We start from the raw sequence: 24,035 nt of genomic DNA, 5'->3' as shown, positions 1-24,035 counted from the left end.
GGTTCCTCGTGGTGGTCGGGGTCAACGGGATCGGCATCCCGCGGGTGCGGCACAGCATAGAGGGGCCGGAGGCGATGTCAATCTGCGTTGTGTTCGGCCCGGTTTACGGGCAGAGTCTAAAAAAATCGAGCGATGCAAGGAGTAAAGATGAGAAACCTGGATCAACTGGACTTGGACATCCTGGCCCATCTGTTTCGCGATGCGGGCATGACCAACAAGGATTTGGCGGCCCTGGTCGGGGTGGCGCCGTCCACCTGTCTGGAGCGGGTGCGCAAGCTGCAGCAGGATGGCGTGCTCAAGGGGGCGCACTGCGAGGTGGATTACCAGGCCCTGGGCGGTCACATCCAGGCCATGGTCTCCTTGCAACTGGCCCGTCACAGCCGCCAGATCATCGATGCGTTTCGCGACGCCATCCTGGCCCTGCCCGAGGTGATCAGCCTGTTCCACATGGGCGGCAAGGATGATTTCCTGGTGCACCTGTGCGTCTCCGATACCGAACACCTGCGCAATTTCGTCTTCGATCACTTCACCTCCCGGGAAGAGGTGGTGCACCTCGAGACCTCCCTGGTGTTCGAGCACAGGTTCAGCCGCTCGCTTCCCTGCTTCCCCCACCCCTGACGGGGCGAGCCGCAAGAAAAAACCGCCCGAGGGCGGTTTTTTTGTGGGCGGTTCCTCAGTTGAGAGCCAGCCGGCAGTCCTGCGCCGTCCGGTAGAGCCCCTGCTGATAGGCCAGGCTGCCCCACAGGACCAGCCCCAGGGCGGCATCCTTCATGGTGTCCGGCTGCTGCGCCGGGGTGAGCGTTTCGGTCGCATCCTCGTAGATGAAGCCTTCCGGCGCCCGCTCGGGCTGCAGGATCACCACATCCCTGCCACGCATCAGGGCGAAGTTCTTGTCGTACTGCATGATGGCGCGCCCAGGCCAGTCGGCGGGCATGCGGGTGAGATCCTTGCCCAGCATGGGGTAGTCGGCACTGATGCCCATGAGGGAGAGCAGGGTCGGGGCCATGTCGATCTGGCTGACGATGCGGGGGTCCTTTCTCGGTGCTATGCCGTCCCCCAGGATGACCCCCGGGATGTGGAAGCGGGGGATGGGCACCAGGCTGGCTCCCCCGACCCGGCTGTCGTGATCGGCGATGACCAGGAACAGAGTGTCCTGCCAGTAGTCCGATGCCCTGGCCTTCTTGAAGAACTCGCCGACGGCGTAGTCCGCGTACTTGGCGGCGTTGTTGCGGGTCTGCTTGGACTGCTCGTACAGGGCGATGCGGTTGTCGGGGAATTCGAAGGGATCGTGGTTGCTGGAGCTGAACACCAGGCTGAAGAAGGGTTTGCCCTTCTTGTGCAGCGCCGCGAAGGTCTCGTTGGCCTTGGCCATCAGATCTTCATCCGAGGCGCCCCAGGATCCCTCGAACACCGGGTTCTTGAAGTCCTTCTGCTCGACGATGGTGGTGAAGCCATTGCCGAGGAAGAAGCTGCGCATGTTGTCGAAGTGGCTCTCGCCACCATAGATGAAGCTGGTGTCATAGCCTCGCTGCTTGAGCAGGTCAGCGATGGTGAAGAAGTTGGTCTGGCTCTTGCCGAGCTTGACCACGGCCTGGGCCGGGGTCGGCGTGAAGCCGGTGAGCACCGCCTCGATGCCGCGTACCGAACGGGTACCGGTGGCGTAGAGCTGCTCGAACGCCCAACCCTCTTTCGACAGGGCATCGATGTTCGGGGTGAGCGGCAGGCCGCCGAGGGAGCCGACGAACTGGGCCCCCAGACTCTCTTGCAGCAGGATCACCAGGTTTTTGGGCTTGCCCTGGTAGCTGGCCGTGTTGAAGGTCTGGCTCGGCAGATCGGCAGAGGTGAAATCGCCGAGAGGACGACCGCTCTCCTCGCGGACTATGTCGAGTACCTGATGGTCAGCCATCTTGCCGTAAAACTGGCTGGCGTCCTCCTCGGCCCCCATCTGCTTGATGGCAAAGAAGAGGGAGTAGGCGGAGTTGACGGTGAGAGCGTTGACCAGGGGATCGTCGGCAAAGGCCACCATGGCCGGATTCAGGGCGCGATGGCCGAGACTGGAGCGGGCGCCGAGGAAGCCGACGGCGAGGATCAGCAGGGCGAAGGCGGGGCGCCAGTACCAGCGGGGGAAGCTTAGGTCACGCACCAGGCGGCCGCTCAGCCACCAGCCACCGCCCAGCACTGCACCGCTGAAGATCACGGCCAGCAGCAGCTCGCCCTTGCGGCCAGCCCACAGCATGGAGAGCACCTCCTTCGGATAGATGAGGTACTCCACATAGAGACGGTTGGGGCGCACCCCGTATTCGGTGACGAAGGCGGGAGTGGAGATCTCGAGAAAGAGCATCAGCCAGAGCCCCAGGGTGAGCCAGATCCGGATCAGCTGCATCCAGAGCCGCCCCGGCGCGTGGGGCCCGGCCAGCAACTGGGTCAAGACGGCGGGTACGCCCCAGACCCAGCAGAGGGTGGCAACGTCGACGCGAATGCCTTGCAGCAGCATCTCCTGCCAGCCAGAGACGGCATCCACCCGTTCCAGTTGCCAGAGGCCCAGGCCAAGGCGGCTGACGGTCAGGGAGATGAGCGCGATCAATGAAAAGACGGCGATGGGCCAAACCGGTCCCAGCCATTGTTTGATGGTGGTCATATTGTTCCTGCAAACCTGTTTGCGCCCAGTCCCCGGACGCATTGTTGTTATGGTGCAGGAGTATGACAGTGGCGCCTGGCAAAGGTTGCATGGGGGTGAGGTATAAATGGAGAAGCTGGCACGTTTTATGATTTTTTGTGACGGGATGCAGGGTTCGAAGAGAGCATAAAACGCTGGGGAAACTGTGATCCTGCTGGCACATCGAGACAATGGTCGTGCCTATAATGGCGCCGGATTTCTCAATCGGAGCCGAAGGGATGCCGGTCTTCATCGATGTGGAATATATGCAGGGCTGGTCTCTGTTCGTGGTGCTCTCCGACGGCACCACAGGCGTGCTGGATCTCACCCCCTGGCGCGGCCAGCCGCTGTTTGCGGCCATGGAGACCGAGCGTCGCTTCGCCCGTGTCTTCATCGATCATCGCCATCAACTGGCGTGGCCCTCGGGCTTCACCCTGGCGGCCCACGAGGTCTACCACCTGATCCTGCCCATCGACGAGCGCGCCGCCTTCCCCGATCGCAACATGCATCGCTTCTGACATGCTAACTCGTTGAGTCAGGTAACGTTTTCAGTCACAGACCCGCGTCGGTCAGGTCGTTATCATGACCCCAGTGCGGCGCTTTGGGCGCCCATCCACCACAGCGGGAACATAACAATGAAACAAGGAACGTTGCGTCGTGGCGGCCTCATCGGGGCCGCCCTGTTACTGACGGCTTGCGGCAGCGGGGGAGGCGGTGGCAGCAGTGACCCCCAGCCTCCGGTGGTCAATCCGCCCCCCGCGTCGGCCAGCCGCGCCTGCTACGGCAATGATCAGCCAGCCTGCAACCTGCGCACCTACCAGGTGATGGTGGAGTCCTTCGTCGACGGCGATGGCAGCGCCAACTACGGCGTCGGCTACGGCCCCTCCCGGCACAACGGCGATCTGCAGGGGATCATCGACAGCCTCGACCACATCAAGAGCCTCAACGTCAACGCCATCTGGCTCACGCCGGTGTTTGACTCCTGCGCCGGCCAGGCCGGGGACGACCGGCTGGATGCCACCGGTTACTTCGCCTGCGACTTCTTCAACGTGGATCCCAACTTCGGCAGCAACGCCAAGCTTAAAAAACTGGTGGACGGGGCGCACCAGCGCGGGCTCTATGTCTTCCTCGACGGGGTGTTCGGCCACGTCAACAAGGTGGGGGTGAGCAAGCCTTCACCAGAGGGGCGGCTGCCTGCCCTCAAGAGCGGCGGCGCAGGCTACCCGGGTCAACTGGTGGATTACGGCCAGCCCGAGAGTCTGGCCTACTTCAAGGAGGTGGCCCGTTACTGGGTCGAGCAGTACGGCATCGACGGCTGGCGCCTCGATCAGGCTTATCAGTTGGGGCTGGATGACTGGCGCGCCATTCGCAGCGAGGTGGCCCAGGCCAGCGCAGCGCGCAAGGCCGCCGGCCAGCAGTGGGGCACCCTCGGCTACATGGTGGGGGAAGTGTGGAAGGGCGCCGACGAGATCCGCGCCCAGGCCTATGGCCCGAGCGACAACCCGGCGCTCTCTTCGGCGTTCGACTTCCCCCTGCGCTACGGTCTGGTACAGGCGCTGGCGGTGGAAGAGTCCGGCAAGGGCGGGCAGGGGGCCAGCGTGCTCGACGCCAGCTGGAACAAGGTGGAGAACTACCCGGACCATGCCATGCCCAACCTGATGCTGGGCAACCACGATCTGGTGCGCTTCGGCGATCTGCTGGAGCGGGGCAACTTCAATGGGGCGGACTACTGGCAGCGCCACAAGGCGGCCTTCAGCTTCATGGCCGCCCGCTCCGGTCCCATTACCTTCTACTATGGCGAGGAGTTTGGCGACGAGGTGCCTGGCTTTGCCAGTCAGGTGGGGGGCGACTGTGCGGCCCAGGGGCTCTGCGATGATCACGTGGCCCGCAGCGATGGCAAGGTCCCCGGTGTCACCGGCTTCGTGCCGAGCAGCGAGCAGGCCGAGCTCAAGCAGTGGCTGAGCGCTCTGCTGGCCCTGCGCGCCGCCCACCCCGCCCTCTATCAGGGGGAGCGGGTCAAGCTGGTGGCCGAGGGGAGCGTCTATGGCGACATCAAGCAGACGGCGGGCGAGCAAGTAGTCTACCTGCTCAATGTCTCCACCACGCCTCAGAGCTACGCCGTGCCGGTCGGCAAGCTGCGCAGCGGCAGCGCCCTGGTGGATCTGCAGAGCGGCGAGAACCTGGCCATCGGTGGCAGCAGCGTGACGGTGGACTTGCCGCCCCTCACCGGCCGCTTCCTGCTGGTGCGCTGAGGGAGGCAGACAACAGAAAGGGCTCCATAGTGGAGCCCTTTTTCATGGTGGCGGCTTACTTCTCGATGCCGCTGCCCAGATCGTCCCGGCGGGAAGAGACCGAGGGCTCGGCCCCGTGGCGCCAGTGTTCCAGCCGATTGTGCACCCCGCGGCGCAGGCTCTTGAAGCTGGCTTCCAAGTAGTCCACCCCCACCAGGATGGAGAGGGTGACGCCGGTGAGCAGCAGCGCCTGATGCAGCATGTCCATGCCGATGAGGGCGCCGAGGGCGGCCAGCATCCAGATGGCGGCGGCGGAGGTCACCCCCAGCACCTGACCATCCCGGGTCATCATGACCCCGGCCCCGAGAAAGCCGACCCCGGTGATGAGCTGACCCAGCACCCGCGCCTGATCGGCGCCCTGAGGACTGACGGCGGCGCCGATGGCGAGAAAACAGTAGGTGCCGAGCACGATGAGGGAAGAGGTGCGGATCCCCACCGGCTTGCCGCGAAGCTGCCGCTCCAGCCCCACCAGGGTGCCACACACCAGACAGACCAGGATGTTCTCCCAGCCAAGGGGCGCGATGTCCCACCACTGCATTGTCATCATATCCACCTCTGCTCGCGATGCTTGTTATCCTGTCGCGCTCTGCCCCCGGTTCTCCAGCCGCTGGCGGAAGGCCCGGGCGAGGCGCTCGTAGAGGTCCTTTGCCTCCCTGTCTTCAATATCGCCACGTATCCAGGGGTTGTCGATGATTTCCAGCAACACGCAGCCCTGACCCTGCTGGCGCAGATCCACCCCGAACAGGCCGTTGCCGAGCTGGTGCACGGCGCGGCGGGCGGTTTGCAGCACCCGCTCCGGCACGTCGCTGAGGGGCAGCGCCTCGATGCGGCTCATGTCGAGGGGGTGTTTGCGGCGACGGATGCGGTTGCCGGGTTCGGGTCGGTAGCGGCGGCAGGCGAACAGCGGCGAGCCGTCGAGAAAGCCGATGCGCCAGTCGAACTCGGCAGGGATCCGGCTCTGGACCAGCAGCAGGGCGGAGCGGGCCAGCCCCTCGTCCAGCAGGCGGGCGAGCTGGATGTCATCGCTGGCCATGGCGAGGTCGCGCCCCTGGGCGCCGTCGGGGATCTTCACCATCAGCGGCAGACCGAGGCGCTGCACCAGTTCGTCCACATGCTGGCGGCCGCGGCGGGTCACGACGGTGGTGGGGGGCATGGGCACGCCGCTGCGCACCATCAGCTCGTAGAGATAGAGCTTGTTGCTGCAGGCGAGGATGGCACGGGAGCTGTCGATGACCGGCATCTTGAGCTGCTCGGCACGGCGGGCAAATTCGAAGGTGTAGTGGCCGACCGCGGTCTCGGCGCGCAGCCAGAGGGTGTCGAACTCCGGCAACCGCTCGATGGCCGAGGGAGGCAGGATCTCGGCCTGGATCCCCTGGGCAGCGGCCGCCTTGATGAAACGCTCCAGCGCCAGGGCATCGCTGCTGGCGCGGCCGTCGTTGGGGTCGACCAGGATGGCGAGCTGGTAGCGTGGCGCCGTCTGTTCCTCGTCCCCCGTGCCCACCAGCGCCTGGGCGTGCTGCACCATCAGCGCCTTCTCGCTCGGGCTCAGCGCCAGCGGTGACAGGCTCTCCTGCTGGCGCACCGACCAGCCGTGGCGACCGCGCTTGAGGGTCAGCTCCTGCAGCGGCAACTGGCTCAGGCCGTAGTAATAGCGGGCGAGCCCCGCCAGCTCGCTCTGTTCGCACTGGCCGAAGATGGCGCGCACCCGGATCCTGTCCTCGCTCTGCTGGGCCAGCCAGCCCTGCAATTTGCGCCACAGCTTGGCGGGAGGCTGCTGGGGTTGCAGCCTGCTGATGGCCTGCAATCCCGGCAGGCAGTGGTGGCCGCGGGCCTGGGCCAGCAGGGAGCAGTAATAACCGGCCCCCAGGTGTTCCAGGCTGCGGCAGAGGTTGATGATGCGCGGACGCCCCCCTGTGGTGGGCAGACCGTGTTGCAGGTAGGTGCGGGCGGTCAGCAGATAGTCGGCATGGCAGGGCCAGTCGCCCGGCTCCTCGACGATGACATAGGTACTCATATTTTCAGGCTCCACAGAAAGGACTGCCAGAAACGGCAGGATCCCCAGTGGGCTTCGATGCACCGACAAGCACGACAATGGCGCGAGGGGAAACAAGAGGTTACAGTGCCTAATATTCTGCCTTGGTAACTTGTGATACAAGTCGCATTTCTGGTGCTGAGGATAAATAACCGAACAAGGACTCCCCGTGTTGACCGTGCGCGCCGCCCGAGCCGATGATTTGGGCGCCATCGTGAAGCTGGAACGCTACTGTTTTCCCCCCGAGGTCGCCTTCGGCCGCAGCCGCTGGCACTATCTGCTCAATCAGGCCAAGGGGCGCACCCTGCTGCTGCAAGACGAGAAGGCGCAGGTGATGGGCTATGTGAGCGTGCTGGAGCACAAAGGCTGGGATCGTCTCATCATCCAGACCCTCGCCATCCGCTGGACCATCCGCCGTCAGGGGTGGGCACGCCGCCTGCTGGAGCAGGTGATCCGGGAAGGGCGCGAGGCCGGCTGGGGGGCGATTCGCCTCGAGGTCGCCGACGCCAACCCAGAAGCCAGGACCCTCTATCAGGGGCTGGGGTTTCGCCCCGGGGTACGGCTGCCCGATTATTACGGGCCCGGCCAGCATGCCCACCGCCTGGTGCTGGCGCTGGGGAATGAGCGGCAGGCGCCATCATGAGTTGCGAAGATTGCCTGGCTACGGCCATCAGGGCCAAGCTCGGGCGCTGCCCGGTCTGTGCCGCCCAGACCTTTCTCATCGGGGTCGTCGGCTGGCTGGTCTGGTGGTGGTGCGGCGCCGATACCTCGGTCAACGCCCTGACCGGCCTGCTGTTTGCGCTGGGGGGCTCGGGTCTCTTCCTGCTGCATCTGGCGGTGTTCGCATGGCGAAAGCTGGGCAAACGCGACATATAACGTGCTGATTTTTCAAGAAGACAAATAACAATGGAGGTTCACATGATTGCAATGGTAACGGGCGCCTCGTCCGGCTTTGGTGAGGCCATCAGCCGCCTGCTGGTGAGCGCTGGCCACCGGGTGATCGGCACCGGGCGCCGCGGCGAACGGCTGGCCGCCCTGTCCGAGGATCTGGGCGAGCAGTTCCTGCCCCTGGTGTTCGACGTCCAGGACAAGGCTGCCACCCGCGCCGCCATCGAGGGGCTGCCGACCGAATGGCAACAGGTGGACCTGCTGGTCAACAACGCCGGCCTGGCACTGGGGCTGGAGCCTGCCCACAAGGCAGACCTTGAGGACTGGGAGCAGATGATCGCCACCAACATCAGCGGCCTGACCCTGATCACCCGGTTGCTGCTGCCGGGCATGGTGGCGCGCAACTGCGGCCACGTCATCAATATCGGCTCCATCGCAGGGACCTACCCCTATCCGGGCGGCAACGTCTACGGCGCGACCAAGGCGTTCGTGAAGCAGTTCAGCCTCAACCTGCGTGCCGATCTGGCGGGCACGGCGGTGCGTGTCACCAACGTGGAGCCCGGCCTGTGTGGCGGCACCGAGTTCTCCAACGTGCGCTTCCACGGCGACGACGCCAAGGCGGCCACCGTCTATCAGGGGGTGCAGGCCATCCTGCCGGAAGACATCGCCAATACCGTACTCTGGATCAGCGAGCAGCCTGCCCACGTCAACATCAACAGCATCGAGATCATGCCGGTGGCCCAGACCTTCGGTCCGCTCCACATCAGCCGTCGCTGATGTCATGACGAGCCGACTTCTGTCCACAAGAGGCGCCTTCGGGCGCCTTTTTTGATGGATCTGGTCGCACTCGTCATGGAGTGCAGAAGGAGGCGTGCTGTGACCCCGTGCTGAACCATCGGAAGAGGGGGGTACTCAAGTTGGCCTGCAATTTGCTGTCTCCGGCCCATGGCGGGGAACTCGTCCCCGGAGCCGGCGAGGCCGGCAGTGAGCGTGGAGCCTTCATGGATATCAAACCCTATGGTCATCAACTTGCCCAGAGCGCGTCCCAGAACCGTGCCCTGGCGACCCTCAGCGACAGCGACGACAAGCAGAGCGGCTGGTCTCAGCAGGTCAGCCTCTCCAGTCAGGTGCTGACCGGCAAGGCGCAGCAGGCGCTGACCTACGAGCATCTGGCCAGGAACGGCAAGAACACAGTCCTGACCGGTGGCGTCAAGGATGCGCGGGTGCAGCAGATGGTGGACAAGGCCCTGGGCTTTGATCGCAAAAAATTTGACGATCTCGAGCGTCAGCTCAAGGGGACAGCGGATGACAAGACGCTCTCTGCCGAGGAGCGCGAAACGCAGAGCAAGGACCTGTCCGCGCAGCGCGATGCCATGCTCAAGGAGGCCATGGATCGCCTCACCGGCAAATCCGCCTCCCAGGCATGATGTGATTCAAACGGCAATCTTTGGGCGTTAAAGGCAAGGGGTTGCCCCCTTGCCACGGGGCCGGCAGGCAGTGGGAGGCACGGCCTGCCGTGGTCAGGGCTCAGGGACTCTGGGGGGCGATCCCGATGGCGATGGCGGTGGTCTGCACGGCCTTGATCTGGTCCCCCTTGGCGATGAGGGCGAACTGGGCCGGATCCTGCACCTTGAGGGTCAGGGTATGGTCAACCCCCTTGACCCGGATGGTCTGGTGCGCCTTGTCCACGTCGATGACGTCGGCATAGATGGTTACCTGCATGCCGGCGCCGGCAGCAGGTTTCTCCCCGGCGGCCGCCTTGCCCCCTTCCACTTCCACCACCCGTTTTCTCACCCCGGCGGTGCCCTTGAGCAGGGTCAGGTCCAGCAGTTGCAGATATCTCAGGGCCACGACATCTCCCACCTTGAGCTGGGGAAGGTTGGTCACCTCCTCCCCGGCGATCAGATCCAGGGTCTGCCCTTCGGCATTTTTCAGGCTGACCTTGCGGGTGGCCAGGTCGATGGCGGTGACGGTTGCTCTGGCGGTCAGTTCTTCGGCCAGGCTGGCTTGTCCGGGGGCCACGGCCACATGGGTGGTGACCTCGGCGGCATAGAGCAGGGGAGGGGCACAGAGGGTGAGGGCACCCGCAATCCAGGCGTGCTTCAGTTTCATGATAGAGACCCTGTGAGTGGGAAAGGGACCCCGGGAGGGGCTTGAGGGGGCGACGAACTCGTCTTCCCGCTATCACCATAGCAAAGCCGGGCAGGAGCGCCCGGCATCGGCAGGCTGGCATCGTATTTTTGACGACAGGCTCCCGTTTTTGACCTGATGGCACGGCAGGCGCACAATTCCCCGGCATGCAATCAACCGAGGGCTCTGCCGTGTACAACTTCCAATATGCCAATCCCACCCGCATCTGTTTTGGTGAAGGCCAGATCGCCAGGCTGCCCGAGCTGATCCCGGCCGGCAGCCGTCTGCTGGTGCTCTACGGGGGTGGCAGCATCAAGCAGAACGGGGTCTATGAGCAGTTGACCCAGGCGCTGGCGGGCCGGGAGTGGCTGGAGTTTCCCGGCATCGGCGCCAACCCCCAGTACGATCAGCTGATGGAGGCGGTGGCCCTGGTCAAGCGCGAGCGCATCGACTTCCTGCTGGCGATAGGTGGCGGTTCCGTGGTGGATGGCACCAAGTTCGTGGCCGCCGCGGCCTGCTTCGAGGGGGACGACCCCTGGGAGATCCTGCGGGACAAGGCCTCCATCAAGGGGGCGCTGCCGCTCGGCTGTGTGCTGACCCTGCCGGCCACCGGTTCGGAGAGCAACCCCGCCGCCGTGGTGAGCCGGGGGGAGGCCAAGCTCTCCTTCTACAATCCGCTGGTGCAACCGGTGTTTGCGGTGCTGGATCCCGCCACTACCTACAGCCTTCCGCCGCGCCAGGTGGGCAATGGCGTGGTGGATGCCTTCGTCCACATCCTCGAGCAGTACCTCACCTTCCCGGTGGGGGGCGAGGTGCAGGACCGGCTGGCGGAGGGGCTGCTGCAGGTGCTGGTGGACAACGGTCCGCGGGCGCTGGCGGAGCCCACCAACTACCAGGTGCGCGCCAACCTGATGTGGGCGGCCAGCCTGGCGCTCAACGGCCTCATCGGTCGCGGCGTGCCCCAGGACTGGTCCACCCACGCCATCGGTCACCAGCTCACCGCCCTGCACGGGCTGGATCATGCCCAGAGCCTGGCTGTGGTGTTGCCCTCCCTGCTGCGGGAGCAATCGGCCCAGAAGCAGGAGAAGCTGGCCCAGTTCGCCGAGCGGGTGTGGCACTCCAGCCGCGAGGACAAGGCGCTGCGCATCGAGGAGGCCATCATCCGCACCGAGCAGTTCTTCCAGCAGATGGGGGTGGGTACCCGGCTTGCCGACTACGGGCTGAGCGAGAGCTGCATCCCCGGTATCTGCTCCAACCTCAAGCGTTTCGGGCTGACCGCCCTCGGGGAGCAGCAGGACATTGATCCCGACAAGGTAGCCAGGATCCTGTCCCACGCGCTGTAAGTCATCCTGGCAACCATAGTGGCGCGGATCCTTTCCCTCGCCCTCTGATCACCGGCTGGCCAACGGAAAAGAAAGCGCCCCGATCATCGCAATGCTGTTCACTTAAGAGAATTTGAGTTCCAGTCCACGTAGTATCAGGGCTAAAAAATGAGGGAGGCATGATGCCTCCCTCTTTCTATTGCAAGCCACGCTGGATAAAGGCTGAAGGAACATCGACTGGAAACAGCCTTGCTCCCCCAACTCAAGTCGCATTTATGAATAATTAGTCAAAAATGTGCTTATCTGAACAGCATTGCCCCGATCATCGGGGCGTTTTGCGTGGTGTCGCCGGGCACTGCCGTTTATTCGGCGCTGCGGTCCAGCTCGCGCTCCAGCGCCGCCGCCTTCTGGCGGGCCGGATGGGTATTGAGGCGCTGCCAGTAGGCTTGCAGATGCGGGAACTGGGCCAGCTGGCCGCTCTGGGCCAGCAGATCCACCAGGAAGGAGTTCAGGATGTCGGCGCCGGTGAGGCGATCGGCCACCAGGTAGTGGCGGCTTGCCAGCACCTCATCGAGGTAGCCCAGCACCTTGGTACACTCGGCTTTGGCGTAGTCCGGCAGGAAGCGCATCGGGCTGCCATCCTTGCGCACGAACATATCGAGCAGCAGCGGCAGAATACCGGAGCTCTCGGCGAAGTGGAGCCACTGCAGGTATTCGGGATACTCCGGGCTGTCAGTGGCCGGTGCCAGCCGTTCCGGAGCGTGGCGGGCGATCAGGTATTCGGTGATGGCACCGGATTCCGCCAGCACCCGGCCGTCAAACTCGATGACCGGCGACTTGCCGAGGGGGTGGACGGCCTTGAGCTCGGGCGGCGCCAGGAAGGTGGCGGCATCGCGCTGGTAGGCCTTGATCTGGTAGGGCAGGCCCAGCTCTTCAAGCAGCCAGATGATGCGCTGGGAGCGGGATTTGTTCAGGTGGTGCAGGACTATCATGGAAACCTCGACGCAGTGACGGAAGGCGGTGATACGCAGCGCCCCGGCAGCAGGTTCACTTATGGATGAAAAAGAGCGGGCGTGGTGCCCGCTCCTTTGTCGATTGACTCAGGCCTCCAGCGCCTGATCCAGATCCGCCAGTATGTCCTCGATGGCTTCGATTCCCACTGACAGCCGGATCATCTCAGGTTTCACTCCAGCCTTGGCCTGCTCCTCTTCGCTCAACTGGCGATGGGTGGTAGAGGCGGGGTGGCAGGCCAGGGACTTGGCGTCGCCGATGTTGACCAGCCGCTTGAAGATCTTGAGGGCATCGTAGAAGCGCACGCCCGCCTCGTAGCCGTCCTTCAGGCCGAAGGAGAGGATGGCCGAGGGGCGACCGGCCATGTACTTCTCCGCCAGCGGGTAGTGGGGGTGACCCGGCAGACCGGCGTAGCTGACCCAGGCCACCTTGGGGTGGTGCTTGAGGTGGTGGGCCACCCGCAGAGCGTTGTCCACGTGGCGCTCCATGCGCAGGCTAAGGGTTTCCAGCCCTTGCAGCAGCAGGAAGGCGTTCATCGGCGCCAGCGCTGCGCCGGTATTGCGCAGCGGCACGGTGCGCACCCGGCCGATGAAGGCCGCCGGGCCGAAGGCCTCGGTGTAGACCACCCCGTGATAAGAAGGCTCGGGTTGGGTCAGCTGGGGGAAGCGCTCGGCGTGATCCGCCCAGGGGAACTTGCCCGAGTCGACGATGACGCCCCCCAGGGAGTTGCCGTGGCCGCCGACATATTTGGTCAGGCTGTGCACCACGATGTCGGCGCCGTGTTCGATGGGTTTGCACAAGACCGGAGTGGCGACCGTGTTGTCGACGATGAGCGGCACGCCGCGGGCGTGGGCGGCCTTGGCCAGGGCGGCGATGTCGACGATGTTGCCGGCCGGGTTGCCGATGCTCTCGCAGTAGACCGCCTTGGTTTTGTCATCGATGAGGGCGGCGATGGCCTCGGCGCTGTCATCCTTGGCGAAGCGTACCTCGACCCCGAAGCTCGGCAGCATGTGGGCGAACAAGGTGTAGGTGCCGCCATAGAGTTGGGGGGTGGAGACGATGTTGTCACCGGCGGCGGTCAGCGCCTGGATGGCGTAGGTGATGGCGGCGGAGCCCGCCGAGACCACCAGGCCGGCGATGCCCCCTTCCAGCGCGGCCATCCGCTGCTCCAGCACATCGTTGGTGGGGTTCATGATGCGGGTGTAGATGTTCCCCGGCACCGCCAGATTGAACAAGTCCGCCCCGTGCTGGGCGCTCTCGAACTCGTAGGCCACCGTCTGGTAGATGGGCACGGCAACGGCCTTGGTGGTGGGGTCGTTGGCAAAGCCGTGGTGCAGGGCCAGGGTCGCATCTTTCATCACACACTCCTTGTTGGATGTCACCATTATGGATGGATAGACGTCCAATCTAGCAGTCCTGGCGCCGATGTAAACCACCCATTCCGGCAAAGCAATGCCGGGGGATGGGGGTGACCGGATGGCGTCGGTGACGGCAACCTCAGAGACGGCGGCGATACTCCCTGTCGTCTATCTGGTGCATATCCCACTGCATCAGGCGGTTGAGCTGCACCATGGGATCTTCGACCAGCGTCAGAGGGCGGGGCAGGATCCTCAGGAAGTAGCGACGAAGGGTTTGCTGGATCCGGTTCGGTTTGAGGGGGTTGGCATGGCTCATGATGGTGCTCCTGTGCAGTGGTTCTCACGTTCGCCAGCAGTATTGAGCTAAAATGCGGAAGTAAAAACTGATGACTTTCAGAGACAGGATTTCCTCTTTTATGCCTACCACCCGCCTTTATCAGCAATTTCAACGGCTCACCCAGCAGCTTGGCTGCGATGAGCGGGAGATCAGCCTCGCCGAGGTGGCGGATCTGCTCTGCTGCACCACGCGCAATGCCCGCCTGCTGCTGCGCCGCATGGAAGGGCAGGGCTGGCTGTGCTGGACGGCGGAGGCAGGGCGGGGGCGGCGCTCCCGCCTCACCCTGCTCGACAACCAGGAGAGCCTGACCCGGCGCCGATTGCGGGATCTGCTGAGTCAGGGCCAGCTGGCGCAGGCGGTGCGGCTGGCCGAAGATCGCCTGGATTTGCTCACCCCGCTGCTTATCGAGCAGCTCGGCCAGGCCACCCGGGAGGGGCGCCAGATCCTGAGGGTGCCCTACTACCGGCCCCTGCCCAGTCTGCTGCCCACCGCGCCCTTGCGCCGCTCCGAAATTCACCTGAGCCGCCAGATCTTCAACGGCCTCACCCGGCGAAATGAGGAAAATGGGGAAATCGAGGGCGATCTGGCTCACCACTGGGAGCAGGTCGGCCCTTGTCACTGGCGCTTCTACCTGCGCCCGGCGGTGCGCTTTCACCACGGGCGTGAGCTGGTGGTGGAGGATGTGATGGAGAGTCTGCTGGCCTTGCGGGATCGCCCGTTGTTCGCCCATCTGGCGCGGCTGGAGAGCCCCTGGCCGCGCACCCTGGATCTCTATCTCGACAGCCCGGATCCTCTGCTGCCCGACCTGCTGGCCGAGCCGGTGGCGGCCATTTTGCCGCGCGAGCTCAAGGGGGAGGCGGGCTTTGCCCTGCAACCGGTGGGTACCGGCCCCTATCGGGTGATCGCCAACGACCCGCTGCAGCTGCGCCTCGCCGCCTTTGACGACTATTTCGGCCTGCGCGCCCTGCTCGACGAGATCGACATCTGGATGTTGCCGGAGCTGGCGGAGCGGCTGGAGAGCCACCTGCAGCTGGGTCGCGACAGCCCCGAGCTTGGCACCATGCGCGGCGAGTCGGAGCTCGAATCGGGCTGCTACTTCCTGCTGCAGGACGAGCGCTCCCGCGCCTTGCAGGATCCTGCTCTGCGCTACTGGATCATTCAGCTGCTCAGTCCGGTGGCCCTGATGGCACGGGTTTCCCCCGAGCTGCAACGGGGCTGGACCAGCGCCCTCGGCATGCTGCCCCACTGGCGCGAGGCGCTGCCACCGCCGCCGCCCCGGCCACAGAGCCTGCCACAGCGGCTGGTGCTCGCCTGCTTCAACCAGCATATCGAGTTCAATGAGTGTGCCGGTGCCATGGCCGATCTGCTCGGGTCGCAGGGAATTGAGCTGGAGGTGCGTACCCTCGACTACGGTCGCTGGGTGAGCGGTGAGGACGAGGATGTGGATCTCTGGCTTGGTACCCTCAACCTTGAACATGAGGGGCCCTTTGCCCCCTACGGCTGGTTGCAGGGCACCCCCTTGTTGCGCCGGGTGTGGGCCAGCCAGCAGGCCCTGTGGCAGGGATTGACGCAGTGGCGCGCCCATGGTGAAGAGCCCGGCCCCCGCGCCCTGCTGGCCGAGGTGCAGCGCCAGAGCTGGTTTGTGCCGCTGTTTCACCACTGGCTGGAGCTGGAGAGCCGTACTGGCGTGCACGGGGTGCGGATGACGGCGCTCGGCTGGTTCGATTTTCGCAGCGCCTGGCTGCGACCCGAGCTGGTTGGTCAGGCACAGGGCGATGGCGGGGAGCTTGAGTCCTGATGCGGGGCGCGTTAGCCTGAGCGCGGTTCAACGACAAGGAGTCACCAGCCATGCTGGAAATGCAGATCCAACCCCGCTTTCAGGAGACAGATGCCCTCGGCCATATCAACAATACGGTGCCGGCGGTCTGGTTTGAGTCGGCGCGGGATCCCCTGTTCCGGATTTTTTCGCCCGAGCTGGATGTGCATGACTGGCACCTGATCATCGCGGGCTACACGGTGCAGTTCAAACGGGAGCTGTTCTACGGCCAGCCGGTCACCATCAAGACCGGTGTGCGCCGCATTGGCAGCAGCTCCTTCACCATCTGGCAGGAAGCCTGGCAGCAGGGGGAGCTGGCCGTCACTGGCGAGACGACCCTGATCCATTTTGACTATCGGGCACGCCAATCCATCCCCCTGAGCGAGACTCACCGGGAGGGACTGAGGGTCTGGCTGGTAGAGAGTTAATCCGGCCTTCGGGCCCACCACAGGACACTTATGCGCACAACCGCGATCGCCCTGAGCCTCGGCTTGGGACTGGGACTCTGCTCCCTGCCTTCATTTGCCGCCTCCCTGGCCGAGCAGTTCACCCTGATGGAGAAGGGGGCCGACAGCGCCCTCGATACCCGCTTGTTCAGCCACGATGGCGTTGACATCAAGGCCTGGGTCGACGGCACGCCTGTCATCATCGCCGTACCCATCCTGAACGAGCAGGGCAAACAGGAAGGGGAGAGCCGTTACTACTTCAAGGGCGGCAAGCTGTTCGGGGTGAAGGAGCCCGCCGCCCAGTTCGCCTTCGATGACAGTGGCAAGCTGACCCAATGGCTGGACGACAAGGGGCAGCCTGCGGAGTTTGTCAGCAAGATGAGCATGCAGCAGCGGGAAGCCTGGCTGGCCAGACGGGCGGCCGAGCTGGGCGGGTTGTTTGCACCGAGCACCGCCGAGGAGAAGGCTGACAAGGGGGGCGTCAAGCTCAAGGGGGCCGAGCTCGCCCAGTGGCTCTGCAATGGCAAGCTGATGGCGCTCGCCGGAGGTGACAAGGTGACCTTCGAGCCGGCCAAACTCAAGAGGAGTGCAGAGGGCATCAAGGGAGAAGTTTCCCTGCGCCAGGAGAAGGGGTGGCAGGATCTCTGCCTCACCTGCGAGGTGCAGGGCAACCGGGTGACTCGCCTCATCTGGCAGCCGCTGCCGGGTGCCAACAAGCCGCAGTAAGGGCGGCAGCGTCAAAGAATGGGGGCCCACTTGCGGGCCCCTTTTTCATGCCGGTTACTGCTCGTCCAGGGTGAGCCGGGTGAGGGCCTCCACCCGTCGCCACTGACCGGGCTCGAACCAGCGTGCCAGGATCTCCGGCTGCTGGCTGACCCGGGCCTCGGCAGGCAGGGGCCTGATCTCGTCCAGATAGCCGGCCAGCTGCTGCTCGAACCCCTGCTGGCTCTCTGCCAGCTGGTGCAACCGGTCTGCCGCCTCCGGTCCCAACTGTTCGCGCAGTGCGGCGTCACGCCCGGCTGCGGGGAGTTGCTCCAGAGCCTGCAGATCGCCGAGCAGGCGGCTGTTGGCCTCCGCCTCCCGAAACCACTGGGGCTGCTCCGCCAGCCAGAGCTCCAGCTCACTCGCCAGCAGCGGCTTGTCGGCATCGCTGGCCTCCGCCAGCGCCTTGCGGCGCAGGGTCCACTGCTCCATCAGCCTGTCCTCGGCAAACAGCTGCTCCTGCTCGACCGGGGTGAAACGCTGCCTGCGCAACTGTTCGCGCTCGTCGAACAGCTTCTGCAAGCTGGCCAGGCCCGGATCCGTCGGCACCGTCAGGCTGCCCTCAGCCGCGAGAAAGGCTTCATGGCGGGCCTGCAGCGAGCCCTTGTCCGGCGGCGGTGCGGCCTGCCTGACCAGAGGGGACGCGGGCCCGGCATGTTGCGGCGAAGGAGAAGGGGCGGTTGCGTCAGCGGAGGGCCAATATTGCCAGCCCCCCAGCAGCAGGGCCGCAGCCAGCGGAGCGGCCATCAGCCATGCCCTGTTCATAGTCCCAGCCTCTGCAGGCGGTTGGCGTGCTGGCGATAGAGGTTGACCGGGTCTGTCTCGAACAGGTGGCGAATGCCGAACGACTGGTTCACCTCGTCCAGATGGTTCATGCGGTAGTGGGTGCCGATCACCTTGCCGAGGTGGCTGCTGCACACCCCGACCAGGCCGTCACTGGGCTCCTTGAAGAAGCTGCCGGTCAGCGCCAGCGCCGGATCCACCGGATCCAGGATGTTGGTCATGGTGCCGCGCCCGCTCCAGGAGAAGTAGTAGACCCCGTTGGCGGCCTGCATGGGCCCTTCACCGCAATGCTGGCTAGGCAGCCCTTCCGGATAGCGCTGGTTGAAGCGCTGGGCGCCGGTGCTGGTGAGGGCGTCGAGGGCGGCGAGGGGATCCTGCGGCAGCTGGCTGCCCCCGGAGAGCAGCGAGATGACCCCGGACAGGGCCGAGGCGGCGGCCACCGCCAGACCTTCGGCCGCCGAGCCCGGCGTCACCTTGGCCCGCACCAGGTCGGCGATCTCCGAGCCATGGTTGACCCCGCCCACGCTGGTGGCGGAAGCGACCAGCTCGGGGGCGACAGAAGCGACGTAGCGAATGGTGGGGCCGCCGTGGGAGTGGCCGATGAGGTTCACCTTCTCCGCCCCTGTGATGGCGAGCACCTGCTGCACCTGCTTGAGCAGCTGTTCACCGCGCAGCTCCGAGCTCTGGGTGGCGGAGACCTGGGCCACGTAGACCTTGGCGCCATCCCGGGTCAGGGCCTGGGGGATGCCGTAGAAGTAATCGACACCGAGCAGCTTGTCGAAACCGAACAGACCGTGCACCAGCACTATGGGGTAGCGGGTCTGGGTATAACCGGCCCCCTGACCCAGCATGGGCAGGGCGCACAACAGCATCAATAGCCATCTTTTCATCTTCACCGTCCTTGTGAAAAAACCGGCTGCATTCTGGTCGTCACCGGGGCAGGCACCGGCCTCATGCCAGTACCGGCAGCATGGTAGCTGAACTCAAATGTATCTGTGGGTGGGATCACTAAACCGGGGATTGCAGAAAAACCCTACCCATATGGGCAAAAAAGGCGGCACCAACTATTCCTTGTGTCTGCTCATCAAATAAGTTAAATAATAATTATTATCATTTGAGTGGTCGAGTCATGACGGGAACCTGGGTGAAGGGGTGGGTCGGTACCACCGGAGCGGACAGCAGCATGGCGCACTGGAAAGCGCAGACCCTGAGTGGCAACCGCCATTTCGATGCGGGGGAGTACGCCAGGGCGCTCGACTGCTATCAGCAGGCGCTGTGGCTTGCCCGCCAGCAGTTTGCCGACTGGCATGATGCCGACGAAGCGGTGGCGGCCCTGGTGGTGGCCCATCACAACCTGGCGGATCTGCTGGTGGCCATGACCCTGCCGGATCGGGCCGCCGACCTGCTGTGTCACATCCATGATTGCCTGCTGGCCACCAGCCAGTCCCCCACCAGTTCCGCTGCCCTGCGGGAGGCGGCTGTTCGCCACGCCCGCAGCACCCGTACCGAGCTGCTCGCCTTTCTGGGCAAACACGGTCATCACGACGGCATCCAGCGCAGCCTGGGTCAATGTCTGTGTCAGACCGGCTCTGCCCATCAACTGCATTGAGCCCAACAGGAGAGACAATGAACATGAGCCATACCCTGCCAGCCCTTCCTTACGCCTATGACGCACTGGAACCCCATATCGATGCAAAGACCATGGAGATCCATCACAGCCGTCACCATCAGACTTATGTCACCAACCTCAATGCCGCCCTGGCCGATCTGCCGGAGCTGGCTACCCTGCCGCTGGAGGCATTGCTTGCCCGTATCGACAGCCTGCCGGCCCAGGTTCAGGGGTCGGTGCGCAATCACGGCGGCGGCCACGCCAACCACAGCCTGTTCTGGCAGGTGATGAGTCCACAGGGCGGCGGCGAGCCGGGCGGCGAGCTGGCCACAGCGATGGAGCGGGATCTGGGTGGGCTGGAGGCCTTCAGACAGGCCTTTACTCAGGCGGCGCTGAGCCGTTTTGGCAGCGGCTGGGCCTGGCTGGTGGTCGATGGGAGCGGCAAGTTGCAGGTGGTGAGCAGCGCGAACCAGGACAGCCCCCTGATGGAGGGGCTCACCCCGATACTCGGGCTGGATGTGTGGGAGCATGCCTACTACCTCAAGTACCAGAACAAGCGTCCCGACTACATAGCCGCGTTTTACAACGTGATCGACTGGGATGAGGTGGCACGGCGTTATGTGGCCGCGCTGGCCTGATCGCCGGAAATACCGAGCCCAATGAAAGAGACCCGCCTGTTGGCGGGTCTCTGCTATTGAGGAGTCAGTGTGCTGCCGGTTGGCTTTGCCGCACTGGCGGCAGCCGGATTATCCACGGGCGTAGCTTCGCTCGGCACGGCTGCGCTGGTGGCCAAGGCACTGCTGGTTGCAGCCGCTGCACTGGTGGTGGTTGCCGCGCTCACGGCCGCTGCCTGCTTGGCTTTCGGCTGATGAGGGGGCGGTGCAATGGGCAGGCAGGGCTGGCTCGCCCCTATGGTGCTCAACGCCTGGCAGGGGACCGGGCCGCCGATGACGATGGGCTCGCCGAGGAACTTGGGCCCCTTGTCCAGCACGTAGAGGTCCAGCAGCCCCATCAGGCGGGCGAACACCTCGCGCACCCGGGTCTTGATGCCCTGATAGGCGCTGGGATCCACGGCGTTGAAGCCGACCGCCTCGATGCCGAAATGGCGGGCGATGAAGATGGCGCGCTCGTTGTGAAAGGCCTGGGAGACCACGGTGAAGTGGGCCTGACCGAACACCTCCTTGGCACGCACGATGGAGTCCAGGGTCCGAAAACCGGCGTAGTCGCTGTAGATGGCGCTGGCCGGAATGCCGGCCTGGATCAGGGCCCGCCGCATCTGGCGCGGTTCGTTGTACTGCACGGTGGCGTTGTCGCCGGAGACCAGGATGTAGTCCACCTTGCCGTTGTTGTAGAGCTCGGCGGCGGCCTTGATCCGGTATTTGAAGTAGTGGTTCGGGCTGCCGCCAATCAGGTATTTGGAGGTGCCGAGCACCAGGGCGACCCGGTTGTAGGGCACCGCGTTGACGTCGTCGTAGGTGTAGTGACGGGCGTCCGAGACGGTCCACTCGCTGTAGCCAAGCAGGGCGGCGATGGAGGCCAGCAACAGGCAGAGGCAGGCGAGCAGGATCTTGGCAAACTTCTTCATGCGCGGTGCGGTTCGGGTCTGAAGTAAGAGAAGACAGGGGGCCATTCTATTACAAGTTGTTGTGGCGCGTCAGGTTTGATGGCGGCGCAGGGTCTCACTCGGGCAGAGGTTGTCGCAGCGCGCGCCAGGATCCCGGGCTTATCAAACGGCGCCATCAACAAGGGGCGGCCATGGCCGCCCCTTGTCATCGTCGTCTCGTCCTCAGTGGGAAGAGTCGTTGGCCTTGCACTCGTCGGAGTCCTTGTTGGCTTCCCACCAGGGCAGCAGCTCGCGGCCGAGCCACTGCTGGTAGGCCTCGCTGTCATTGGCAATCAGCTGGTCCAGCTCGGCTTCGAAGGCGCTCATGGCCTGCTCTCGATCCGGGCCTCGCAGGGCCCGGGCCATGGCCAGCCAGCTGGCGCCGCGACCGGTCTCGTTCAGGAAGCGGTGCACCGTGTAGGACCAGGAGTAGACCATCTCGCCGCCCTTGTCGTAATCCAGATGCAGGATGTCGGCCAGGGTCGGACGATCGCTGGCCGGGCGGCCGGCGACGTTGTCCAGACCGCGGGCGAAGCACTGGCCGTGGGCGATGAACTCCGCCAGCCCTTCCGACCACCAGGTGGTGCGGTTGAGCGGGTAGTGGCCGAAGCTGCCGTACTGGTTGAAGCGGCCGTCCAGGTAGTGCACGTACTCGTGGCGCAGGTTCCACACCTGGAACGCTGGGCGCTTCCACTCCGCCTCGTAGGCGAAGAAGCGGGCCTGGTTGCCGGGGCGAGCCGGATCCCCTTCGAGGTAGATGCCGCCGTTGTCGGTGGAGACGCCGCCGAACAGGGCACTGCCGTAGCGTTTCCAGTCGGCGGAGGAGTTGAAGACCACCAGTTCCAGCGCCTCGTTGTGATCGTCCGCCACCGGCTGCCAGCCAGTTTCCATCTGCTGGTGGAACTGCTGCTCTTCGGCGCCCAGTTCACGGCAGATCCCCTCGGCCTGGCTCATGGTCAGATCCTGGGCTCGCAGGCGCAGGGTCGGCGAGCAGGTGTGCTCGAACGGCAGCACGTCCTCCACCCGGACAGGGGTGCAGAGCCCGGCGAAGTCGCCGCTGATGCAGGCTTCGCTGGTGCGGTCCGTGTAGGTCAGGTAGTAGGTGGAGAGGGTCAGCGACATGTCTTCCAGCAGGTCCTGACTCTGCTGGCCACCGGGGATCAGGTCGTGGTGGCGAACAAGGGCGATGACGGAGTCATCCAGCAGCTTGCGGTAGCCGTCGAGCTCGTCCGGGCGGGTATAGCGGGCGACCCGGTAGAGGCGGGTGTAGGCATCCAGCACGTTGTTGAGCAAGAACAGATCGGCGCCATCCCGCCCTTTCCACAACGCGAGTTCGCTCATGCCGAGGGCGTGCAGCTGCTTGCGCAGCTCGCCATCCTGCTGGCGGAAGTCGTTGGCGAAGGGATCGCTGTAGTCGCTGGCGAAGTCGAGGAAGTTGAGCAGATCGAACAGGCCGGTCGCCCAGGCGTGCTGGCCGTTGATCTCGCTGGCATGGCGGGTGGCGTAGGCCAGCATCTGGTTGAACTCGCCGAGCATGGTACCAAAGCGGCTCTGTACTGCCGGGCTCTTGAACTGGCCGTGCAGGGCGATGCTCCAGGCGCCCATGATGGCACCAACCTCGTCGCTGGCCTGCTCCGGGTAGAGCAGCGGATGGGCGCCGAGCGCGGTCAACGCCTCGGCCAGTGCCTCGGCGGCGGCCGGGCCGTCTTCCTTGTGCTTGCCGTAGTTGTGGTAGTTGTGGGCTCGCACGTATTCCAGCAGCAGCTTCATGGCCGGATGGGCCTGCTGATTGGCCGCCAGCAGGCTCTGGATGCCGCGGGACACGGCCAGCAGCTTGGTGTCATCGTGACCATAGTTCTCCTGCCAGACCGGGGCGGGCTGGCCACTGGCATCCTGCACTATCTTGGCCGCTTCGGCGTCCAGCAGTTCGGTGCCCGGCAGATCCGGCTCGGAGCAGGCGCGGCCGTCGGCACGGCGACAGTCGAGCTGCTCTTCCTTGCTGGCCAGCACGATGGGGCGGTTGAGCACCCGGCTCTCCTGCCACTCGGTTGTTTCCGGCAGGGTCTGCCATTCGCTGCCCCCCACCGGGTATTGATAGCCGGTGTCCTTCAAGACCACCTGCACTTCGCTGCCCGCAGGCAGGGTCTGACGGCATACCCGGTAGCTGATGGTCTTGTCCCCTTCCTGACGGGTCTGGGGTTCATCGCACCCCTGCTGGGCCTTGATCTCGTCCAGCAGCCAGGTGTACTGGCGCCAGACGTGCAGCTCGCTCACCTGTTTGGCGGCCTGGCTGCCCGCGATGGGCTGCAGGCGGAAGAAGATCTGCTCGAGGCGACCATCCCGTTCGTTGGGGGTCTCTTCCAGCACCTTCAATTGCTGCCAGTTTTGCGGCTGGTACTGCCATGCCTGCTCGGCGCAGCGACCTTCGGCGTTGAGCTCGCAGCGATCCAGCTCCTGCTCGCTGTGACCCAGGATGACCCGCTCAGCCAGCGGCAGACGATCCTGACGCGGCGCGGTCGGGGTGCCCGCCAGCGGCTCCCAGCGGCCCTGCTTCATGCCGTAGCCATAGTCATAGCTGCTGGCCGGGACGGCCTTGCCGGCCGGTACCACCTCTTCACAGCTGAGGTAGCGGATCTGCCAGCCCTGCTCGATCTTGAGCTGCGGCTCGCTGCACTGCTGCTCTGCCAGCGCAGCCAGGTTGGCATCGCGCCAGTCGAAGCGGCGATACACCCTCAGCTGCTGATAGGGGGCGTCGCCGCTGCGGGCGCTCAGTTCAAAGGTCACTTCGGTGAGACGATCCCCCAGCTGACGGCTGGATTCGCCTTTGAGTTGATACTGTTGCCAGTCGGAGGGGGAGTAGTCGGCCAGCGCCGGAGTGGCGAGCAGGCCTGGGGCTGCCAGGAGCAGCAGCCGGGGAGAGAGGTGCTTCATCATGATCCCTTTGGTGGATGGAGAGGCGTGGGGACCAGAGAGGGTATTGGGCTCCAAAGG

The 24,035-nt window shown here is 64.8% G+C and carries 24 protein-coding genes; 13 read left to right on the top strand and 11 right to left on the bottom strand.

Annotation, left to right across the window (positions count from 1 at the left end; genetic code table 11):
- Positions 1–147: 147 nt before the first annotated feature.
- Positions 148–618, top strand: a complete 471-nt coding sequence (locus OKB81_RS02200; protein ID WP_010672715.1) for an Lrp/AsnC family transcriptional regulator — start codon at positions 148–150, stop codon at positions 616–618.
- A gap of 55 nt (positions 619–673) precedes the next feature.
- Here OKB81_RS02200 and OKB81_RS02195 read toward each other — a convergent pair whose 3' ends face one another.
- Entirely contained in the window at positions 674–2,638 is a 1,965-nt protein-coding gene (locus tag OKB81_RS02195) for an LTA synthase family protein (protein ID WP_270805116.1), read from the bottom strand.
- Between the two features lie 257 nt (positions 2,639–2,895).
- On the opposite strand from OKB81_RS02195, the gene OKB81_RS02190 reads away from it, so the two are divergent.
- Complete coding sequence (locus OKB81_RS02190; RefSeq protein ID WP_043154040.1) at positions 2,896–3,174, top strand: DUF2442 domain-containing protein; 279 nt, start codon at positions 2,896–2,898, stop codon at positions 3,172–3,174.
- Between the two features lie 117 nt (positions 3,175–3,291).
- Positions 3,292–4,908, top strand: coding sequence for an alpha-amylase family protein (locus OKB81_RS02185; RefSeq protein ID WP_160836814.1), 1,617 nt, complete (start codon positions 3,292–3,294; stop codon positions 4,906–4,908).
- Positions 4,909–4,963: 55 nt separating this feature from the next.
- Here OKB81_RS02185 and OKB81_RS02180 read toward each other — a convergent pair whose 3' ends face one another.
- Positions 4,964–5,494: an MgtC/SapB family protein gene (locus OKB81_RS02180; RefSeq protein ID WP_160836811.1), complete on the bottom strand. Its 531-nt coding sequence runs from the start codon at positions 5,492–5,494 to the stop codon at positions 4,964–4,966.
- Positions 5,495–5,518: 24 nt separating this feature from the next.
- Entirely contained in the window at positions 5,519–6,961 is a 1,443-nt protein-coding gene (locus tag OKB81_RS02175) for a RimK family alpha-L-glutamate ligase (protein WP_010672720.1), read from the bottom strand.
- A gap of 187 nt (positions 6,962–7,148) precedes the next feature.
- Here OKB81_RS02175 and OKB81_RS02170 point away from each other — a divergent pair, with 187 nt between their 5' ends.
- The 4 genes from OKB81_RS02170 to OKB81_RS02155 all read left to right on the top strand — a co-directional run bounded on the left by OKB81_RS02170 (position 7,149) and on the right by OKB81_RS02155 (position 9,294).
- A complete protein-coding gene (locus OKB81_RS02170) occupies positions 7,149–7,622 on the top strand; it encodes a GNAT family N-acetyltransferase (RefSeq protein WP_052815613.1) in 474 nt (157 codons plus the stop codon).
- Positions 7,619–7,855, top strand: a complete 237-nt coding sequence (locus OKB81_RS02165; RefSeq protein ID WP_041212265.1) for a DUF3624 domain-containing protein — start codon at positions 7,619–7,621, stop codon at positions 7,853–7,855. Before OKB81_RS02170 ends, OKB81_RS02165 begins: the two co-directional genes overlap by 4 nt.
- A 42-nt stretch (positions 7,856–7,897) precedes the next feature.
- Entirely contained in the window at positions 7,898–8,644 is a 747-nt protein-coding gene (locus OKB81_RS02160; protein WP_052815614.1) for an SDR family oxidoreductase, read from the top strand.
- 224 nt (positions 8,645–8,868) lie between these two features.
- Positions 8,869–9,294, top strand: a complete 426-nt coding sequence (locus OKB81_RS02155) for a hypothetical protein (RefSeq protein ID WP_160836809.1) — start codon at positions 8,869–8,871, stop codon at positions 9,292–9,294.
- A gap of 100 nt (positions 9,295–9,394) precedes the next feature.
- Here the strand turns inward: OKB81_RS02155 and OKB81_RS02150 are convergent, their stop codons facing one another.
- Positions 9,395–9,979 (bottom strand): hypothetical protein, encoded by a 585-nt coding sequence (locus OKB81_RS02150; protein WP_041212267.1) that lies wholly within the window; start codon positions 9,977–9,979, stop codon positions 9,395–9,397.
- Between the two features lie 185 nt (positions 9,980–10,164).
- Between OKB81_RS02150 and OKB81_RS02145 the strand changes: the two genes are divergently transcribed.
- Positions 10,165–11,340, top strand: coding sequence for an iron-containing alcohol dehydrogenase (locus OKB81_RS02145; protein ID WP_270805115.1), 1,176 nt, complete (start codon positions 10,165–10,167; stop codon positions 11,338–11,340).
- A 341-nt stretch (positions 11,341–11,681) separates the two neighbouring features.
- Here the strand turns inward: OKB81_RS02145 and OKB81_RS02140 are convergent, their stop codons facing one another.
- From OKB81_RS02140 to OKB81_RS02130, 3 genes are all read right to left on the bottom strand, one after another.
- Positions 11,682–12,311, bottom strand: a complete 630-nt coding sequence (locus tag OKB81_RS02140; protein ID WP_160836805.1) for a glutathione S-transferase family protein — start codon at positions 12,309–12,311, stop codon at positions 11,682–11,684.
- 108 nt (positions 12,312–12,419) lie between these two features.
- The gene (locus OKB81_RS02135; protein WP_052815620.1) at positions 12,420–13,688 is read right to left on the bottom strand and encodes an O-acetylhomoserine aminocarboxypropyltransferase/cysteine synthase family protein; all 1,269 of its coding nucleotides are present in this window, start codon (positions 13,686–13,688) and stop codon (positions 12,420–12,422) included.
- Positions 13,689–13,827: 139 nt separating this feature from the next.
- Positions 13,828–14,004, bottom strand: a complete 177-nt coding sequence (locus OKB81_RS02130) for a hypothetical protein (protein ID WP_080988754.1) — start codon at positions 14,002–14,004, stop codon at positions 13,828–13,830.
- A 100-nt stretch (positions 14,005–14,104) separates the two neighbouring features.
- Between OKB81_RS02130 and sgrR the strand changes: the two genes are divergently transcribed.
- From sgrR to OKB81_RS02115, 3 genes are read left to right on the top strand one after another with little or no spacing between them, the layout of a single operon-like run.
- Positions 14,105–15,823: an HTH-type transcriptional regulator SgrR gene (sgrR, locus tag OKB81_RS02125; protein WP_161957711.1), complete on the top strand. Its 1,719-nt coding sequence runs from the start codon at positions 14,105–14,107 to the stop codon at positions 15,821–15,823.
- Positions 15,824–15,873: 50 nt separating this feature from the next.
- A complete protein-coding gene (locus tag OKB81_RS02120; protein WP_103858697.1) occupies positions 15,874–16,269 on the top strand; it encodes an acyl-CoA thioesterase in 396 nt (131 codons plus the stop codon).
- Between the two features lie 30 nt (positions 16,270–16,299).
- Positions 16,300–17,013, top strand: a complete 714-nt coding sequence (locus OKB81_RS02115) for a hypothetical protein (RefSeq protein ID WP_160836803.1) — start codon at positions 16,300–16,302, stop codon at positions 17,011–17,013.
- Between the two features lie 54 nt (positions 17,014–17,067).
- On the opposite strand, the gene OKB81_RS02110 is transcribed toward OKB81_RS02115, so the two are convergent.
- Positions 17,068–17,814: a lipase secretion chaperone gene (locus tag OKB81_RS02110; protein WP_160836800.1), complete on the bottom strand. Its 747-nt coding sequence runs from the start codon at positions 17,812–17,814 to the stop codon at positions 17,068–17,070.
- The gene (locus tag OKB81_RS02105) at positions 17,811–18,722 is read right to left on the bottom strand and encodes a lipase family alpha/beta hydrolase (protein ID WP_039039783.1); all 912 of its coding nucleotides are present in this window, start codon (positions 18,720–18,722) and stop codon (positions 17,811–17,813) included. The genes OKB81_RS02110 and OKB81_RS02105 overlap by 4 nt, the downstream gene beginning before the upstream one ends.
- Before the next feature lie 293 nt (positions 18,723–19,015).
- Here OKB81_RS02105 and OKB81_RS02100 point away from each other — a divergent pair, with 293 nt between their 5' ends.
- Both OKB81_RS02100 and OKB81_RS02095 read left to right on the top strand, forming a co-directional pair.
- Positions 19,016–19,441: a hypothetical protein gene (locus OKB81_RS02100; RefSeq protein WP_029313599.1), complete on the top strand. Its 426-nt coding sequence runs from the start codon at positions 19,016–19,018 to the stop codon at positions 19,439–19,441.
- Between the two features lie 23 nt (positions 19,442–19,464).
- The gene (locus tag OKB81_RS02095; protein WP_160836838.1) at positions 19,465–20,079 is read left to right on the top strand and encodes a superoxide dismutase; all 615 of its coding nucleotides are present in this window, start codon (positions 19,465–19,467) and stop codon (positions 20,077–20,079) included.
- A 53-nt stretch (positions 20,080–20,132) separates the two neighbouring features.
- On the opposite strand, the gene OKB81_RS02090 is transcribed toward OKB81_RS02095, so the two are convergent.
- Positions 20,133–21,071: a SanA/YdcF family protein gene (locus tag OKB81_RS02090; RefSeq protein ID WP_160836798.1), complete on the bottom strand. Its 939-nt coding sequence runs from the start codon at positions 21,069–21,071 to the stop codon at positions 20,133–20,135.
- Positions 21,072–21,227: 156 nt separating this feature from the next.
- Positions 21,228–23,975 (bottom strand): collagenase, encoded by a 2,748-nt coding sequence (locus OKB81_RS02085; RefSeq protein ID WP_160836836.1) that lies wholly within the window; start codon positions 23,973–23,975, stop codon positions 21,228–21,230.
- Positions 23,976–24,035: the final 60 nt, after the last annotated feature.

This window comes from Aeromonas sp. QDB56 (assembly GCF_027705505.1).
In the GTDB taxonomy this organism is placed as follows: Bacteria; Pseudomonadota; Gammaproteobacteria; order Enterobacterales; family Aeromonadaceae; genus Aeromonas; species Aeromonas caviae.
This window is presented reverse-complemented; position numbering and strand designations above follow the sequence as displayed.

Excerpts from the sequence above, each read along its gene's own strand:
- OKB81_RS02200 (WP_010672715.1), top strand. The coding sequence starts at position 148 with ATGAGAAACCTGGATCAACTGGACTTGGACATCCTGGCCCATCTGTTT.
- OKB81_RS02195 (WP_270805116.1), bottom strand. The coding sequence starts at position 2,638 with ATGACCACCATCAAACAATGGCTGGGACCGGTTTGGCCCATCGCCGTC.
- OKB81_RS02190 (WP_043154040.1), top strand. The coding sequence starts at position 2,896 with ATGCCGGTCTTCATCGATGTGGAATATATGCAGGGCTGGTCTCTGTTC.
- OKB81_RS02185 (WP_160836814.1), top strand. The coding sequence starts at position 3,292 with ATGAAACAAGGAACGTTGCGTCGTGGCGGCCTCATCGGGGCCGCCCTG.
- OKB81_RS02180 (WP_160836811.1), bottom strand. The coding sequence starts at position 5,494 with ATGATGACAATGCAGTGGTGGGACATCGCGCCCCTTGGCTGGGAGAAC.
- OKB81_RS02175 (WP_010672720.1), bottom strand. The coding sequence starts at position 6,961 with ATGAGTACCTATGTCATCGTCGAGGAGCCGGGCGACTGGCCCTGCCAT.
- OKB81_RS02165 (WP_041212265.1), top strand. The coding sequence starts at position 7,619 with ATGAGTTGCGAAGATTGCCTGGCTACGGCCATCAGGGCCAAGCTCGGG.
- OKB81_RS02160 (WP_052815614.1), top strand. The coding sequence starts at position 7,898 with ATGATTGCAATGGTAACGGGCGCCTCGTCCGGCTTTGGTGAGGCCATC.
- OKB81_RS02155 (WP_160836809.1), top strand. The coding sequence starts at position 8,869 with ATGGATATCAAACCCTATGGTCATCAACTTGCCCAGAGCGCGTCCCAG.
- OKB81_RS02150 (WP_041212267.1), bottom strand. The coding sequence starts at position 9,979 with ATGAAACTGAAGCACGCCTGGATTGCGGGTGCCCTCACCCTCTGTGCC.
- OKB81_RS02145 (WP_270805115.1), top strand. The coding sequence starts at position 10,165 with ATGCAATCAACCGAGGGCTCTGCCGTGTACAACTTCCAATATGCCAAT.
- OKB81_RS02140 (WP_160836805.1), bottom strand. The coding sequence starts at position 12,311 with ATGATAGTCCTGCACCACCTGAACAAATCCCGCTCCCAGCGCATCATC.
- OKB81_RS02135 (WP_052815620.1), bottom strand. The coding sequence starts at position 13,688 with ATGAAAGATGCGACCCTGGCCCTGCACCACGGCTTTGCCAACGACCCC.
- OKB81_RS02130 (WP_080988754.1), bottom strand. The coding sequence starts at position 14,004 with ATGAGCCATGCCAACCCCCTCAAACCGAACCGGATCCAGCAAACCCTT.
- sgrR (WP_161957711.1), top strand. The coding sequence starts at position 14,105 with ATGCCTACCACCCGCCTTTATCAGCAATTTCAACGGCTCACCCAGCAG.
- OKB81_RS02120 (WP_103858697.1), top strand. The coding sequence starts at position 15,874 with ATGCTGGAAATGCAGATCCAACCCCGCTTTCAGGAGACAGATGCCCTC.
- OKB81_RS02115 (WP_160836803.1), top strand. The coding sequence starts at position 16,300 with ATGCGCACAACCGCGATCGCCCTGAGCCTCGGCTTGGGACTGGGACTC.
- OKB81_RS02110 (WP_160836800.1), bottom strand. The coding sequence starts at position 17,814 with ATGAACAGGGCATGGCTGATGGCCGCTCCGCTGGCTGCGGCCCTGCTG.
- OKB81_RS02105 (WP_039039783.1), bottom strand. The coding sequence starts at position 18,722 with ATGAAAAGATGGCTATTGATGCTGTTGTGCGCCCTGCCCATGCTGGGT.
- OKB81_RS02100 (WP_029313599.1), top strand. The coding sequence starts at position 19,016 with ATGGCGCACTGGAAAGCGCAGACCCTGAGTGGCAACCGCCATTTCGAT.
- OKB81_RS02095 (WP_160836838.1), top strand. The coding sequence starts at position 19,465 with ATGAGCCATACCCTGCCAGCCCTTCCTTACGCCTATGACGCACTGGAA.
- OKB81_RS02090 (WP_160836798.1), bottom strand. The coding sequence starts at position 21,071 with ATGGCCCCCTGTCTTCTCTTACTTCAGACCCGAACCGCACCGCGCATG.
- OKB81_RS02085 (WP_160836836.1), bottom strand. The coding sequence starts at position 23,975 with ATGAAGCACCTCTCTCCCCGGCTGCTGCTCCTGGCAGCCCCAGGCCTG.